Consider the following 14,100-nt stretch of genomic DNA (forward strand, 5'->3'; position numbering starts at 1 on the left):
TCCGTACGGGACGGGCGCCCGGCGGCCCGCGCCGGTGGTGTGGGAGATCAGGGGTGCCACCGGCGGGCGGACGCGGCGGCGTCCACAGTGCGGACCCCGGGCGACCCGGTACTGGCAGATCTTGCCGCGGCGGGCGGAAATGCACAGGTCAGGGGCGGTCGGGCCGGGCGCGGGGGTGGCGCAATACTGCGGCAACACCCCGGGCGGGCGGGCCTGGCTATGGTCCTTGGCATGTCAGCCGAACGCATCCGCGAGCACGCCGGGGCCGGGGCGCGAACCGTCGCCGCGCACCGGCGGCGGCTGCGTGCCGACCGGGCCCGGCAACTCGCCGACCTGCTGCGCCGCCAGGTCCTGAGCGGCGGCTTCCCGGACGGGACGCTGCCGCACGAGGCGGCCCTCGCCGGGGACTACGGCGCCAGCCGCAACACGGTGCGCCAGGCGCTCGGGCTGCTGCGTGCCGAGGGGCTGGTCGAGCGGCTGCCCGGGGTGGGCACCGTGGTCGTGGCCGAGAAGTGCACCCACGGCCTGGAGCGGCTGCGCGGGCTCGGCGAGACGCTGCACGAACAGGGCAGGGTGACCAACGAGGTCCGCACCGTCCAGCCGGTCACCGCGCCCGCCCCGGTCGCCGAGCGGCTGTGTCTGCCCGCGGGCGCCGAGGTCCTGTACATCGAACGGCTGCGCAGCCTCGGCGGCATCCCGCTCTCCCTCGACCTCACCTATCTGCCGCTCGACCTCGGCAGCGGGCTGCTCGGCGCCGACCTGGAGAACACCGATGTCTTCCGCCTGCTCGAGGAGCTGACCGGGCAGTCGCTCGGGCACGCCGAGATCACCCTGGAGGCGGTGACCGCGGACGCCCACTCGGCGGCCGTGCTCGGGGCGCCGCGCGGTTCCGCGGTGCTGATGCTCGAACGCCTCACCCATCTCGCCGACGGGCGGCCCGTGGACCTGGAGTTCATCCGCTTCCGCGGCGACCGCATCGCCATGAGCGGACTGCTGCACCGGACCGCCGACACCCGCACTCAGGCCCAGCCCCCGACCCGGCCGGGGGTCCGGTCCCACACCCCCTAGACCCGAACCGGCCGCCGGACCCGAACCGGCCGCGCCCACCGCCGCTACGCCCCGTTCCCACTCCGTACGCGTACATCACTCGCACGTCACGCGTACGTCCCTGATCCGCACTCGTACGCCTCCGTGTTCCGCACTCGTACGCCCCCGTTCCGCACGCCCGGCTCTCGCGCTCGTACGTACGCCGGTCCGCGCTGCCCGGAAGCGGCCCCCTCTCCCGTCCCCTCCCCTGGAGTCCGCCATGCCCTTGGCACCCCAACGGGCCGATGTGCCCGTGACCATCGACGAGTCGAAGTGCATCGACGGCTGCACGCTGTGCGTGGACATGTGCCCCCTCGACTCCCTCGCCATCCACGAGGAGAGCGGCAAGGCCTATATGCACGTGGACGAGTGCTGGTACTGCGGCCCGTGCGCGGCCCGCTGTCCCACCGGAGCCGTCACGGTCGACATGCCCTATCTGCTCCGGTGAGAGGCCCCCTCCCATGCACACCGAAACCAGCCACCCGCGTCCCCGGACCGGGCACCGCCAAAAACGCCCCCGCACCCCCGGCCGCACCCCCGCCCGCGGCGCCCTCCGCGCCACCCCGCTGCCCCGACTCCTCTGCTGCGCCGCGCTGTTGGTGCCGCTCGCCGGATGCGGATCCACCGGCGGCGGGGACGGTTCCACGGTCACCGTCACGGTCGGCTACCAGTCCAAGACGATCAACACCGTCACCGCCGGGACGCTGCTGCGTTCGCTGGGCGCCTTCGAGAAGGAGCTGCGCGCGCTCGGCAGGCGGGACGGCAGGACGTACAAGGTGAAGTGGCAGGACTACGCGACCGGGGCGCCGATCACCGCGCAGATGACCGCGGGGAAGATCGACATCGGCTCGATGGGCGACTACCCGCTGCTCCTCAACGCCGCCCGCGGCAAGCAGCTGAACCGCCCCACCAAGCTCGTCTCGGTGACCGGCTACAACCTGCGCGGCGGCCTCAACACCGTGGTGAGCAAGCCCGGTTCGGGACTTCAGGATCTCGCGGACCTCAAGGGCCGCAAGGTCTCCACGAGCATCGGCTCGGCCGCGGACGGCACGCTCGTACGGGCACTCCGACGTGCCGGACTCGACCCGGACAAGGACATCCGCAAGCTCAACCAGCAGCCCGCGGTGGGTGCTTCGGCCCTTGAGGCGGGCAGTGCGGACGCGCTCTCGCAGTTCGTGGCCTGGCCGGGGCTGCTGGTCCACCAGGGCAAGGCGCGCGCCCTGTACGACGGCGCCGCGCTGAGGCTGCCCACCTTCCACGGGGTCACCGCCCGCGAGGACTTCGCCGAAGGGCACTCCGCCGCGCTGGAGGCCTTCCTCAAGGCGCAGCGTACGGCGACGAGTTACCTGCGTGCGCATCCCGTCGCGGCGGCCGGGAAGGTCGCCGGCGAGACCGGGCTCCCGGCCGAGGTGGTCTACCTCTACAACGGCGCGCACGGCATCGCCACCTTCGATCCCACCCTCAAGCCGCCGCTGGTGTCCGCCCTGAAGAAGGACGTACCGGTACTGAAGTCGGCGAAGCTGGTGGGCGAGGTGGACGTGGACGGCTTCGTCGACGACCGGTATCTGAAGCGCGCCCTCGGCAGGGCCCCGTACGCCCGGCAGCTCGCCGCCCCGGCCCCCGCCGCACGGAGCGAGCTGTGGGAGCGCGGCGCCGACAGGACCCGCAGCTTCGGCAGCCCCGGCGCGCTGCTGCGGGCGGTCGCCGCGGCCGGGCCCGGGAAGGTGCGGGCCGCCTATGTGCCGGACGCGGTGACGGGCACCTCCTGGTTCGCAGACAAGGCGGTGTGGGTCCGCGGACCGAAGCCCCAAGGCGGGGCAGCACAACGGGAGTTCGCCGCCTTCGTCACCCCCTCGGCGGCGAAGGCCTACCTCGCCGGCCACCCCGGCGCACACCGGCTCTCGTATGCCGAGGCCCTCAAGTCGGCGGCGGGTGAGGGGACATGAGGCGGTACGCGCTGCGGGCGTTCTCGCTGGCGGGGGCGCTGGGACTGTGGCAGTTCCTCACCGCCCGGGATGTCGAACTCTGGCTGAGATTCGCGCAGTTCCCGACGGTGACGGATGTCGCCCGGACCTTCGGGACGCGTCTTGGCACCGACGCCTACTGGCAGGACCTCACCGACAGCGTCACCCGGATCGTCCTCGGCTTCGCCCTGGCCGCGGTGCTCGGGGTGGCCGCGGGCACCGCGATCGCCCGCTCCCGGCTTGTGGAGGACCTGCTCGGGCCGCTGCTCGAAGTGGTGCGGCCGATCCCCGCGATCGCCCTGGTACCGGTGGCGATCCTGCTGTTCCCCAGCAATGAGCAGGGCATCGTCTTCATCACCTGCACCGCCGCCTTCTTCCCGGTGATGGTCTCCACCCGCCACGCGGTGCGCGCCCTGTCGCCGGTGTGGGAGGAGGCGGTGCGCACCATGGGCGGCGGCCGGGCCCGGGTCCTGGTCTCGGTGCTGCTGCCGGGCGCGCTGCCCGGCATCTTCGGCGGGCTCTCGGTCGGCATCGGCGTCTCCTGGATCTGCGTGATCTCCGCGGAGATGATCTCCGGCGAGTACGGGGTCGGGTACCGGACCTGGCAGGACTACACGGTGGTCGACTACCCGGGGGTCCTGGCCGGCATGGTCACCATCGGGGTCCTCGGCTGGCTGACCTCGACCGCGGTGGAGAGCGCCGGACGCCGGGTGACCCGGTGGCTGCCGGGCCGCGAACCGGCGCGACCCGCGGTGACGAGCGCGGCCGGGGGCCGGGCGCGGGCGCGCCGGAGCGGACCGGCACCCGTGGACCGTCCGGCCCCTGCCGTACGCGGCGCGGCCGTGCCGGTCCCCGCGGCATCGAGCGAAGGGAAACGGCCGTGACCGCACTCCCCCGTACGCCCGCGCCCCGGCGCCCCGCCACCGGCGTATCCCGTACCCCCGGGGCGCGGCTCGCGCTGGACGGGGCCACCCTCGGCCGCCCGGGGCACCCGGCGCTGCACGGCGTCTCCCTGGAGGTACCGGCCGGGCAGATCCTCACCGTGGTCGGGCCGTCCGGCTGCGGCAAGTCGACGCTGCTGCGCACCTTCGCCGGGCTGCTGGCGCCCCTCGGCGGGCGGGCCACCGCGGACGGCGAACCGGTGCGGGGTCCCGCCGCCGACCGCGCCCTGGTCTTCCAGGAGGACGCGCTGCTCCCCTGGCGCACCCTGCGAGGCAATGTCGAACTCCCGCTGGCCGTGCAGAAGGTGACGCGCACTCAGCGCCGCTCCGAGGCCGCGCGCTGGCTCGACCGGGTCGGACTCGGCGACCGGGCAGGGCAGTTGCCGCATCGGGTCTCGGGCGGGCAGCGCCAACGCGCCCAGCTCGCACGGGCGTTGGCGGGCGCGCCCCGGGCGGTCCTGATGGACGAGCCCTTCGGCGCCCTGGATGTGCAGACCCGCACCGGTATGCAGGATCTCCTGGTCGAGGTCCTGCGCGACACCTGCGCCACGGTCGTCTTCGTCACCCATGACGTCGACGAGGCCCTCTTCCTCGGCGACCGGGTGGCCCTCCTCGGCGAGGGCGCCCTGCTCGGCGTACGGGAGGTGCCGCACCCCCGCGACCGCACCGCCCGCGAGGCGGCGGCGACCCGGGCCCTGCGCCACGAGGTGCTGGACGCCCTGACCACCGGCTGACCGCCGCCTCCGCAGCACGCACGCCCCAAGTACGCCCGCCCCCAACCCTGTTGCACCGAAAGGCACCCCCATGGAGATCCCCCCGCTCGGTTCCGCCGAGGAGCTCTCCTGCGGCGTCCTCGTCATCGGCGGGGGCACGGCAGGCACCATGGCCGCGCTCACCGCGGCCGAACAGGGCGCGGACGTCCTGCTGTTGGAGAAGGCGCACGTACGGCACTCGGGTGCGCTCGCGATGGGCATGGACGGGGTCAACAACGCCGTCATCCCCGGCCGCGCCGAACCCGAGGACTACGTCGCCGAGATCACCCGCGCCAACGACGGCATCGTCGACCAGCGCACGGTGCGCCAGACCGCCGAGCGCGGCTACGGCATGGTGCGGCGCCTGGAGTCGTACGGGGTGAAGTTCGAGAAGGACGAGCACGGCGAGTACGCGGTGCGCCAGGTGCACCGCTCCGGCTCGTATGTGCTGCCGATGCCGGAGGGCAAGGACGTCAAGAAGGTCCTCTACCGGCAGTTGCGGCGGCGCGAGATGCGCGAGCGGATCCGTATCGAGAACCGCGTCATGCCGGTGCGGGTGCTCACCGCGGACGGCCGGGCCGTGGGCGCCGCCGCCTTCCACACCCGCACCGGCGCCTTCGTCACGATCCGCGCGGGCGCCGTCGTCCTCGCCACCGGGGCCTGCGGACGGCTCGGGCTGCCCGCGAGCGGCTATCTGTACGGCACCTACGAGAACCCCACCAACGCGGGCGACGGCTATGCGATGGCCTACCACGCGGGCGCCGAGCTGACCGGCATCGAGTGCTTCCAGATCAATCCGCTGATCAAGGACTACAACGGCCCCGCCTGCGCCTATGTCGCCAACCCCTTCGGCGGCTACCAGGTCAACCGGCACGGCGAGCGCTTCGTGGACTCGGACTACTGGTCGGGGCAGATGATGGCGGAGTTCGCCGCCGAGGTCGCCTCCGACCGGGGGCCGGTGTATCTGAAGCTGAGCCATCTGCCCGAGGAGTCGGTGAGCGCCCTCGAAGGGATCCTGCACACCACCGAGCGCCCCACCCGCGGCACCTTCCACAGCGGCCGCGGCCACGACTACCGCACCCATGACATCGAGATGCACATCTCCGAGATCGGCCTGTGCGGCGGCCACTCGGCCTCCGGGGTCCGGGTCGACGAGCACGCCCGGACCACGGTGCCCCGCCTCTACGCGGCCGGGGACCTCGCCTGCGTACCGCACAACTACATGATCGGCGCCTTCGTCTACGGCGACCTCGCGGGCCTCGACGCCGCCAAGTATCCGCCCTACGAAGGGGAGTTGCCCGCGGATCAACTGGCCGCCGCGCACGAGCTGGTCTACCGGCCGCTGCGCAACCCCGACGGGCCGCCGCAGCCGCAGGTCGAGTACAAGCTGCGCCGGTTCGTCAACGACTACGTCGCCCCGCCGAAGACCGGCGCCCGCCTCTCGCTGGCCCTGGAGCACTTCCAGCGGATGCGCACCGACCTGGCGCGGATGGGCGCGACGACCCCGCACGAGCTGATGCGCTGCGCCGAGGTGAGCTTCATCCGCGACTGCGCCGAGATGGCCGCCCGCGCCTCGCTGGCCCGCACCGAGTCCCGCTGGGGCCTCTACCACGAGCGCCTCGACCACCCCGCCCGCGACGACGAGGACTGGCTCCACCACCTCGACCTGCGCAAGTCCCCTGAGGGCACGATGGAGTTCACGGCCAGGCCGGTGGCTCCCTATGTGGTGCCGGTCGAGGAGTTCACTCCGGTCGGCGGTCCCTCCCGCCACCTGGGCGCGGTGGCGGGGCAGCGGGTGGCGATCGCGGGAGAGGAGACGCCGTCTCCCGCGCCCTCCGGGGATGATCCGCCGCTCTCCTCAAGTGCCGCTGTGCGCGGGCCCGTTGGGGAAGTGACCGCGGCCCCGGCCGGGCAGGAGGCCGGTGCCCCGGCGGCGCGGGAGCGACTGCTGCGGGTGGTGGCCCTCGCCGAGGAGCAGCCCCGACTCGACGCGCTGGCACCGTACTTGGCCGACCCCGACCCGGCCGTCCGCAAAGCGGCGGTGCAGACCCTGACCGAGACGGCACCGGAGGGCACCGGACCCGCCCTTGCCGCCGCCCTCACCGACCCGGACGCCGGGGTGCGCGGTGCCGCGGCCTCCTCCCTGCGCGAGGTCGTCGAGACCCTGCCCCCCGAACCCGCCCTGCGCACCGGCCTGTTGACCGCCCTCGCCTCCCCCGACACCGCGGTACGGGCCGCCGCCCTCGACGTCCTGCGGGCTCTGCGCCTCGGCGGGGCCGAGCTCTTCGCCGGGTCGCTCGACGACGCGGAGACCGCGGTGCGCATCGAGGCGGTACGGGCCCTGGTCTCCGTGGACGCCGTGGACTCCCTCGCCGTCGCGGCGGGCGACCCCGCCCGCGAGGTACGGGTGACGGTGGCCAAGGGCCTGGCCGCCGTGGACACCGTGCGGGCCGGATCCGGGACCCCGGCGGGCGCGGCCACCGCGGCGGCGGCCGTACGCGAGGTGCTGACCGCCCTGCTCGGCGACCCCGACCACCTGGTCCGCGCCGCCGCCTTCGCCTCCCTGGGCGCGACCGGCTGCCCCGAACCGCTCGCCGCCCGGGCCGCCGGCGCGCTCGCGGACCCCGCCTGGCAGGTGCGGGCGGGCGCCGCCGGGGCCCTCGGCGCCGCCGCCTCCCCGGCCGCCCTCCCCGCGCTGACCACCGCCCTCACCGACCCGAACGCCGACGTGCGCAAGGCCGCCGTACTCGCCCTCGGCCGCCACGCCCCGTCCCAGGAGGCCGCCCGCCGGGCCCTGTCGACGGTGCTGCGCGACCCGGACGCGGACGTACGGGCGTATGCGGGGCGGTGGGTTTGAGGGGAGGGGCGGGGGGCCGGGGTGCCCGCTGGTTACCTCTTCAGGGCGCCGCTGAGCGGGAGTTGAGGGGTGCGGGCAGGCAAGTGGACTGTCCTCAGGCGGAGTTCGCCTCGTCCTGAGCCCGCAGGAGTGCGTCCCCGTGGGTGAAGGCCCAGCGGCCGAAGGAGTCGATGGGGTCCAGGAGGGTGCGGCCGAGGTCGGTGAGTCCGTACTCGACGCGGGGCGGTGCCGCGGGGTGGGTGGTGCGGGAGACCAGACCGTGGTGTTCCAGTCTGCGCAGGGTCTCGGTCAGCACCTTCGCGCTGATGCCGCCGATCCGGGTGCGCAGCGCGCCGTGCCGCAGGGGACCGTGCCGCAGCGCCCAGAGGACGACCGGGTTCCAGGTGTTGAGCAGAAGGTCGAAGGCCTGACGCGCACGGCAGTCGGCGAGGAAGGCGTCGGGGGCGGGAGTGGGGTCGGAGCCGGAGCCGGAGGCGGTGACGGTTGCGGTGGCAGGAGCGGTGGCGGTGGCGGAGGCGGCTTCAGGGGTGCGGGTGTCGGGGGTGCGGGCCATGGTCCCAGTGTCGCGCGGGGTGCGGGTACCGATCGGTTCCCTTCGGGATTCCTAGGGTCGTCGCCACGGTCGCCGCGCACCGGGCCCGGTGGCAACCACCCGTCATCCGCACTGCTTTCGGAGCGTCCCATGCATCTGACCCTGCTCGGAACCGGCACCATGGCCGAGGCCCTGGGCACCCCATGGGCCCGCGCGGGCCACGAGTTGACCGTACTGGGCCGCGATCCGGGCAAGGCCTCGGCACTCGCCCGGAGGCTGGGCGAGCCCACCGCCGGTTCCCGCCCGCCCGTCGCCCACGGCCCGTTGACGGAGGCCGGTCCCTTCGGGGACGCCGTCCTGCTCGCCGTACCGGCCGCGAGCGCGCCCGGCGTACTGGCCGCCGTCGGCGCGGGGGCGGGGACCCTGCGCGGCCGTACCCTCATCGACTGCACCAACGACCTCGGCCCCGGCTTCACCCTCGGCACCACCGGAAGCCCCTCGATGGCCGAGCGGCTGGCCGCCGAGGCGCCCGGGGCGCAGGTGGTCAAGGCCTTCAACCTCTGCCATGCCGATGTCTGGCGGCTGACCCCGCCGGTCTTCGCGGGCCGCGCGCTCTCCGTCCCCCTGTGCGGCGACGAGCCGGAAGCGGTCGCGCGGGTCGCCGCCCTCGTACGGGACCTCGGCTGCACGCCCGTCGACGGCGGCGGGCTCGTCCGCGCGCGGCTCCTCGAAGCGACCGCCGCCTTCGTGATCGGGCTGTGGGTGGGCGCGGGGGCGGACGCGCAGGCGATCCTGCCGCCGGTGGAGTTCGGCGGGGGCTGAGCGGCCGGGCGGCGCCGGTGAGCGGCCGGAGATGCGTGGGCGAACTGACCGGCGGCGCAAGGGCTTTGGCGGCTCAGGCCGTCAAGGGCTCGTCCTCGGCGGGGGCGCTCTCTTCGGCGCAGGCGGTGGCGAGCGCGTCGAGCGAGACCTCCAGGGCGGCGGCCAGCGCGGCCACGGTGAAGAAGGCGGGGGTGGGCGCGCGGCCCGTCTCGATCTTGCGCAGGGTCTCCGCGGAGACCCCGGCCGCCGCCGCGACCTCGACCATGCTCCGGTCGCCGCGCGCCCGGCGCAGCAGATCACCGAAGCGCTCGCCGCGCTGCCGCTCCCAGGGGGTCAAAGGGGTTCGCACCATGGTCCGGATACTAATACCGCCCCGACCGTTATAGCTATACCGTGATACCTGTACCGTGATATCTATACCGGTACAAGAATTGGATCGACGGGCGGGTTCCGAAGATGGTGGAGATCAAGACCGATGCCTCGATGGACGCGATGCGCGAGGCGGGGCGCGTGGTGGCGCAGGCACTGGAGGCCGCGCGGAAGGCGGCGGGCGTGGGGGTGAGCCTGCGCGAGCTGGACGGGGCCGCCCGCGAGGCCATCGAGGCGGCCGGAGCCACCTCGCCCTTCCTCGGCTACCGGCCCTCCTTCGCGCCGACCCCCTTCCCCGGTGTCCTCTGCACCTCGGTCAACGACGCCCTGGTGCACGGCATCCCGAGCACATACCGCCTCCGGGACGGCGACCTGCTCAGCATCGACTGCGGGGCCACCCTCGACGGCTGGACCGGCGACGCCGCCGTCAGCTTCGTCGTCGGCACGCCCCGGCCCGAGGACCTCGCCCTCATCGAGTCCACCCGGCAGGCCCTGGCGGCGGGGATCGCCGCCGCCACCGTGGGCAACCGCATCGGGGACATCGGGCATGCCGTCCACCGCGTCGCCGAGGCGGCGGGCTGCGGTATGCCGCTGGACTTCGGCGGCCACGGCATCGGCCGCCGGATGCACGAGGACCCGCATGTGCCCAACCAGGGCCGCCCCGGCCGCGGCTTCCCGCTCCGGCACGGCCTGACCCTCGCCATCGAGCCCATGCTCATGTCCGGCGGCACCAACGCCTACCGCACCGCCCCGGACGGCTGGACCCTGCACACCACCGACGGCAGCCGCGCGGCCCACATCGAGCACACCATCGCGGTCACCGACAACGGCCCGCGCATCCTCACGGCGCTGTGAGGGATCCGGGCGTGACGGCCTCGTAGGGCTTCTGGTCGGGGGCGTTCCCTGCCGCCCCCACCCCCCCGCTTCGCGTCCTCGTATGCGGACCCTTCAGCGCCCGTCCCAGGCAGACATTCCAGCGATGCCGAATCGGCGCAGGTCAGATGGGGTCTCCGCGTTCCAGTGTCCCTGCTTGGACGGAGATCATTGCGGGGTGGATGAGCCGCCGGGAGTCTTGATCCCGCCGACGGGCCACGAGGCCGACCGGGCGGGTGCCTCGCACCGCTTCGGGGCCGGCAGTCCGACCACTACGGGGGAGACCACCCATGCGCAAGAACCTCATCCGCACGACCGCACTGGCCGTCACGGCCGTGGCCGCCGTCTTCTCGCTGACCGCCTGCGACGGGGACGAGGACTCCTCGTCTTCGTCCTCGCCCGGTGCCGAGCAGTCCGCGGACAAGGGGCAGGGCGGCGACAGCGGGGCGGACGGCTCCGGCGCGGGCTCCGGTTCGCAGGGCTCCTCCGCGGGGTCGGAGAGCGGGGGTTCGAGCGGTGGCGCCTCCGGCGGCGACGGCTCCTCCGACGCCGGTGGCAGCGGCAGCGGGGGCGGTGACAAGGACGGCTACGGGCAGGTCTGCGGTGCCAATGACCTGACCTGGAAGGCCACGTCCAAGACCCAGGCCGGGGGCTACATCCTCCTCTCGGTGCAGGCCAGGTCCGGGATCACCTGCACGCTCCCGGCTCAGCTGCCGGTGGTGGCCTTCGGGTCGGACGGTACGGAGGCGGGGCCGGCCGAGCAGTCCGTGGGCGAGCCCGTGAAGCTGAGCGGCGGCACGGTCGCCTACGCCGGGGTGAACCCCAAGACCACCAACAGGGACGGCGGCAAGGAACTGGAGGAGATCATCGTCGCGGTGAGCAAGGACGACAGGACCGACCCGGTAGCCCTGAAGACCGGCACCCTCACCGTCGACGACCCGATCGTCACCAACTGGCACACCTCACCGGCGGACGCCGTTCCCTTCGACGGCGGCCACTGACGACAGGGCCCCGGGCCCGGCACCGTGGGGCGGCCCGCCCCGGGACAGCAGGGCGGCCTCGTCCCGGGGCAGGCGGGGCACGGCCTCACCCCTCGTCCGGCGGCTCCCACCCCCACTCCTCCTCGGGCGGCTCCTCCTCCGAGAACAGGGCCTCCTCCGACCCCTTCGCGCCCCGGGCGCCTCCCGCCGCGCCCCGCCCGGCCCCGGGGGCTCCGGCACCTGCCGTCCCCCCACCGGTGCCAGCACCGGCACCGGCGCTACCAGTGCCTTCGCCGCCCCCGGTGGCGCCGAGCGACCCCAGCACCTCCAGCACGCCCTCGCCCCAGGTGGCCAGCTTCTTCTCGCCGATGCCGCTGATGCCGCCGAGTTCGCGTACCGAGGTGGGCTGGAGGGTGGCGATCTCACGCAGGGTGGCGTCGTGGAAGATCACGTAGGCGGGGACGCCCTGCTCCTTGGCCTGCTGGCCGCGCCAGGTCCGCAGTGCCTCGAAGACCGGCTGGAGTTCGGCGGGCAGCTCCGCCGCGGCGGCCGCCGCCTTCTGCCTGCGTTCGCCGCGCGAGCTGCCCGAGGCGCCGCTGCCCGCGCGGGCGGTGGGGATCTTCGCCTCCTTGCGCAGGGGGACCTCGCGCTCCCTGCGCAGGACCGTGCCGCTGCCCTCGGTCAGGACCAGGGTGCCGTACTCGCCCTCGACCGCGAGGAGGCCCTGGGCCAGCAACTGGCGTACCACGCCCCGCCATTCGGCCTCGGCCAGTTCCTCACCGATGCCGAAGACGGAGAGCTGGTCGTGGTCGAACTGGATCACCTTCGCGGTCCTGCGGCCGAGCAGGATGTCGATGATCTGACCGGCGCCGAACTTCTGATTGCGCTCCCGCTTCAGCCGGACCACCGTCGAGAGGGCCTTCTGCGCGGCGACGGTGCCGTCCCAGGTCTCCGGCGGGGTGAGGCAGGTGTCGCAGTTGCCGCAGCCCGCGCTGCCCGGTTCCTGGCCGAAGTACATCAGGAGCTGGCCGCGCCGGCACTGGGCGGTCTCGCAGAGGGCGAGCATGGCGTCGAGGTGGGCGCCCGCGCGGCGCCGGAAGGCCTCGTCGCCCTCTCCCATCTGGATGAGCTTGCGCTGCTGGACGACGTCCTGGAGGCCGTAGGCCATCCACGCGGTGGAGGGCAGTCCGTCGCGGCCCGCGCGGCCGGTCTCCTGGTAGTAGCCCTCGACGGACTTGGGCAGGTCGAGGTGGGCGACGAAGCGTACGTCGGGTTTGTCGATGCCCATCCCGAAGGCGATGGTGGCGACCACGACGAGCCCCTCCTCGCGGAGGAACCGGGCCTGGTGCTCGGCGCGCACCGGGGCGTCCAGACCCGCGTGGTACGGGACGGCGTGGACGCCGTTGCGGTTCAGGAACTCGGCGGTCTTGTCCACCGAGTTGCGCGAGAGGCAGTAGACGATTCCCGCGTCGCCCGGGTGCTCGGTGCGCAGGAAGGACAGCAGCTGCTTCTTCGGGTCGGCCTTGGGGACGATGCGGTACTGGATGTTGGGCCGGTCGAAGCTGGCCTCGAAGTGCCGGGCCCGGGGCATGTCGAGCCGCTGGGTGATCTCCTGGTGGGTGGCCCTGGTGGCGGTGGCCGTGAGCGCGATGCGCGGGACCTCGGGCCAGCGCTCGCCGAGGACCGCGAGGGCCAGGTAGTCGGGCCGGAAGTCGTGGCCCCACTGGGCGACGCAGTGCGCCTCGTCGATGGCGAAGACGGAGATGTCCCCGCGGCCGAGCAGATCGAGGGTGGTGTCGAGGCGGAGGCGCTCGGGGGCGAGGTAGAGGAGGTCGAGTTCCCCGGCGAGGAACTCGGCCTCGACCAGGCGGCGTTCCTCGAAGTCCTGGGTGGAGTTCATGAACCCGGCGCGGACACCGAGCGCGCGCAGGGCGTCGACCTGGTCCTGCATGAGCGCGATCAGCGGGGAGACGACCACCCCGGTGCCGGGGCGCACCAGCGCCGGGATCTGGTAGCAGAGGGATTTGCCGCCGCCGGTGGGCATGAGCACGACCGCGTCGCCGCCGCCGACCACATGCTCGATGACGGCCTCCTGCTCCCCGCGGAAGGCCTCGTATCCGAAGACGCGGCGCAGGGTGCCAAGGGCGGGGCTGTCCGCCGCGCTTCCCCCGGGGCCGCTCTCCGGGGCGCCCTCGGCGGGGGTGCCGTCAGGGGCGTCCTCCGGGGCCGTCGGGGACGCCGCCCCGGATTCCGCTTCGGTGCCCTCCGCCGGGGGCGCCTCCTGCTCGGGGCCCGTCCCGTGCCGTGCCGTGTCCGTCATGCTGCCCGATCCCACCCGTCTGCTTCACGCCGCGCGACCGCCCCTGCGGCGTCCGCGCTGCTGCCGTGGGCGGCTTTCCGGCCCACGCAGGCAACGATAGGGGGCGGCGGGGACAGGGCAGGAGTTATCCACAGGCAGGGGGCTCGCGGAGGGGCGCGGGCACGCGTATCGGCGCGTCCGCGGGCGCGCTCGGGGCCTGCGCGCCCCTCCGTAGGACGTGGTGCGGCGGGTCAGCGCCGCTGCCCGCCGCGGGCACCGGCATGGGCACCCGCACGGGCACGGGCACGGGCACGGGCACGGGCACGGGCAGCAACGCCGCACGCCGGTCGCGGGTGCGGGTGGCCCGCGGTCAGTGGCCCGCGGTCAGTGCGAGGGGCGGTCCTCGCCCTTTCCGCCACCGCCGCCGCTGCCTCCGTACTGGTCCCTCATCTTGTCCTGTAGGGAGTCGACCTGGCCCTTGTACTTGCCGCCGGTCTTGCCGTCGACGAAGTCCCCTGCCTTGTCGATGCCCTTGCCGGTTTGCTCGGGGTGGCCTTTGAGCATCTGCTTCAGCTTGTCCATCATGGACATGTGGTCCTCCTAGCTTCTGGGCCTCACTCCAGCA

13 protein-coding genes are annotated in these 14,100 nt (G+C 73.9%); 9 read left to right on the forward strand and 4 right to left on the reverse strand.

The window, feature by feature from the left end; all coding sequences use genetic code 11:
• Positions 1-231: 231 nt before the first annotated feature.
• The 6 genes from MID12_RS11280 to MID12_RS11305 all read left to right on the forward strand — a co-directional run bounded on the left by MID12_RS11280 (position 232) and on the right by MID12_RS11305 (position 7,600).
• On the forward strand, positions 232-1,068 hold the full coding sequence (locus MID12_RS11280; protein WP_263166609.1) for a GntR family transcriptional regulator: 837 nt from the start codon (positions 232-234) through the stop codon (positions 1,066-1,068).
• Positions 1,069-1,306: 238 nt separating this feature from the next.
• Positions 1,307-1,534, forward strand: a complete 228-nt coding sequence (locus MID12_RS11285) for a ferredoxin family protein (RefSeq protein WP_168543254.1) — start codon at positions 1,307-1,309, stop codon at positions 1,532-1,534.
• A gap of 13 nt (positions 1,535-1,547) precedes the next feature.
• Entirely contained in the window at positions 1,548-3,032 is a 1,485-nt protein-coding gene (locus tag MID12_RS11290) for an ABC transporter substrate-binding protein (protein WP_263166612.1), read from the forward strand.
• Positions 3,029-3,934: an ABC transporter permease gene (locus MID12_RS11295; protein ID WP_263166614.1), complete on the forward strand. Its 906-nt coding sequence runs from the start codon at positions 3,029-3,031 to the stop codon at positions 3,932-3,934. The genes MID12_RS11290 and MID12_RS11295 overlap by 4 nt, the downstream gene beginning before the upstream one ends.
• Positions 3,931-4,725 (forward strand): ABC transporter ATP-binding protein, encoded by a 795-nt coding sequence (locus MID12_RS11300; RefSeq protein WP_411576940.1) that lies wholly within the window; start codon positions 3,931-3,933, stop codon positions 4,723-4,725. The genes MID12_RS11295 and MID12_RS11300 overlap by 4 nt, the downstream gene beginning before the upstream one ends.
• 70 nt (positions 4,726-4,795) lie before the next feature.
• Positions 4,796-7,600, forward strand: a complete 2,805-nt coding sequence (locus tag MID12_RS11305; protein WP_263166617.1) for a fumarate reductase/succinate dehydrogenase flavoprotein subunit — start codon at positions 4,796-4,798, stop codon at positions 7,598-7,600.
• A 94-nt stretch (positions 7,601-7,694) separates the two neighbouring features.
• Here the strand turns inward: MID12_RS11305 and MID12_RS11310 are convergent, their stop codons facing one another.
• The gene (locus MID12_RS11310; protein WP_263173069.1) at positions 7,695-7,994 is read right to left on the reverse strand and encodes a winged helix-turn-helix transcriptional regulator; all 300 of its coding nucleotides are present in this window, start codon (positions 7,992-7,994) and stop codon (positions 7,695-7,697) included.
• Between the two features lie 288 nt (positions 7,995-8,282).
• Here MID12_RS11310 and MID12_RS11315 point away from each other — a divergent pair, with 288 nt between their 5' ends.
• Complete coding sequence (locus tag MID12_RS11315; RefSeq protein WP_263166618.1) at positions 8,283-8,954, forward strand: NADPH-dependent F420 reductase; 672 nt, start codon at positions 8,283-8,285, stop codon at positions 8,952-8,954.
• A gap of 73 nt (positions 8,955-9,027) precedes the next feature.
• On the opposite strand, the gene MID12_RS11320 is transcribed toward MID12_RS11315, so the two are convergent.
• On the reverse strand, positions 9,028-9,306 hold the full coding sequence (locus MID12_RS11320) for a helix-turn-helix domain-containing protein (protein WP_040249553.1): 279 nt from the start codon (positions 9,304-9,306) through the stop codon (positions 9,028-9,030).
• Positions 9,307-9,410: 104 nt separating this feature from the next.
• Here MID12_RS11320 and map point away from each other — a divergent pair, with 104 nt between their 5' ends.
• Positions 9,411-10,178 carry a type I methionyl aminopeptidase gene (gene map / locus MID12_RS11325; RefSeq protein WP_263166621.1) on the forward strand — a complete coding sequence of 256 codons (768 nt, stop codon included), beginning with the start codon at positions 9,411-9,413 and terminating at the stop codon, positions 10,176-10,178.
• Positions 10,179-10,486: 308 nt separating this feature from the next.
• Positions 10,487-11,197, forward strand: a complete 711-nt coding sequence (locus tag MID12_RS11330) for a DUF4232 domain-containing protein (RefSeq protein ID WP_263166623.1) — start codon at positions 10,487-10,489, stop codon at positions 11,195-11,197.
• An 85-nt stretch (positions 11,198-11,282) separates the two neighbouring features.
• Here the strand turns inward: MID12_RS11330 and recQ are convergent, their stop codons facing one another.
• Both recQ and MID12_RS11340 read right to left on the reverse strand, forming a co-directional pair.
• Positions 11,283-13,496 carry a DNA helicase RecQ gene (gene recQ / locus MID12_RS11335; RefSeq protein WP_263166625.1) on the reverse strand — a complete coding sequence of 738 codons (2,214 nt, stop codon included), beginning with the start codon at positions 13,494-13,496 and terminating at the stop codon, positions 11,283-11,285.
• Positions 13,497-13,859: 363 nt separating this feature from the next.
• On the reverse strand, positions 13,860-14,066 hold the full coding sequence (locus MID12_RS11340; protein ID WP_040249560.1) for an antitoxin: 207 nt from the start codon (positions 14,064-14,066) through the stop codon (positions 13,860-13,862).
• Positions 14,067-14,100 lie beyond the last annotated feature (34 nt).

It is taken from the genome of Streptomyces sp. SCSIO ZS0520 (assembly GCF_025643355.1).
Lineage (GTDB): Bacteria > Actinomycetota > Actinomycetes > Streptomycetales > Streptomycetaceae > Streptomyces > Streptomyces physcomitrii.

Excerpts from the sequence above, each read along its gene's own strand:
- MID12_RS11280 (WP_263166609.1), top strand. The coding sequence starts at position 232 with ATGTCAGCCGAACGCATCCGCGAGCACGCCGGGGCCGGGGCGCGAACC.
- MID12_RS11285 (WP_168543254.1), top strand. The coding sequence starts at position 1,307 with ATGCCCTTGGCACCCCAACGGGCCGATGTGCCCGTGACCATCGACGAG.
- MID12_RS11290 (WP_263166612.1), top strand. The coding sequence starts at position 1,548 with ATGCACACCGAAACCAGCCACCCGCGTCCCCGGACCGGGCACCGCCAA.
- MID12_RS11295 (WP_263166614.1), top strand. The coding sequence starts at position 3,029 with ATGAGGCGGTACGCGCTGCGGGCGTTCTCGCTGGCGGGGGCGCTGGGA.
- MID12_RS11305 (WP_263166617.1), top strand. The coding sequence starts at position 4,796 with ATGGAGATCCCCCCGCTCGGTTCCGCCGAGGAGCTCTCCTGCGGCGTC.
- MID12_RS11315 (WP_263166618.1), top strand. The coding sequence starts at position 8,283 with ATGCATCTGACCCTGCTCGGAACCGGCACCATGGCCGAGGCCCTGGGC.
- MID12_RS11320 (WP_040249553.1), bottom strand. The coding sequence starts at position 9,306 with ATGGTGCGAACCCCTTTGACCCCCTGGGAGCGGCAGCGCGGCGAGCGC.
- map (WP_263166621.1), top strand. The coding sequence starts at position 9,411 with ATGGTGGAGATCAAGACCGATGCCTCGATGGACGCGATGCGCGAGGCG.
- MID12_RS11330 (WP_263166623.1), top strand. The coding sequence starts at position 10,487 with ATGCGCAAGAACCTCATCCGCACGACCGCACTGGCCGTCACGGCCGTG.
- recQ (WP_263166625.1), bottom strand. The coding sequence starts at position 13,496 with ATGACGGACACGGCACGGCACGGGACGGGCCCCGAGCAGGAGGCGCCC.
- MID12_RS11340 (WP_040249560.1), bottom strand. The coding sequence starts at position 14,066 with ATGTCCATGATGGACAAGCTGAAGCAGATGCTCAAAGGCCACCCCGAG.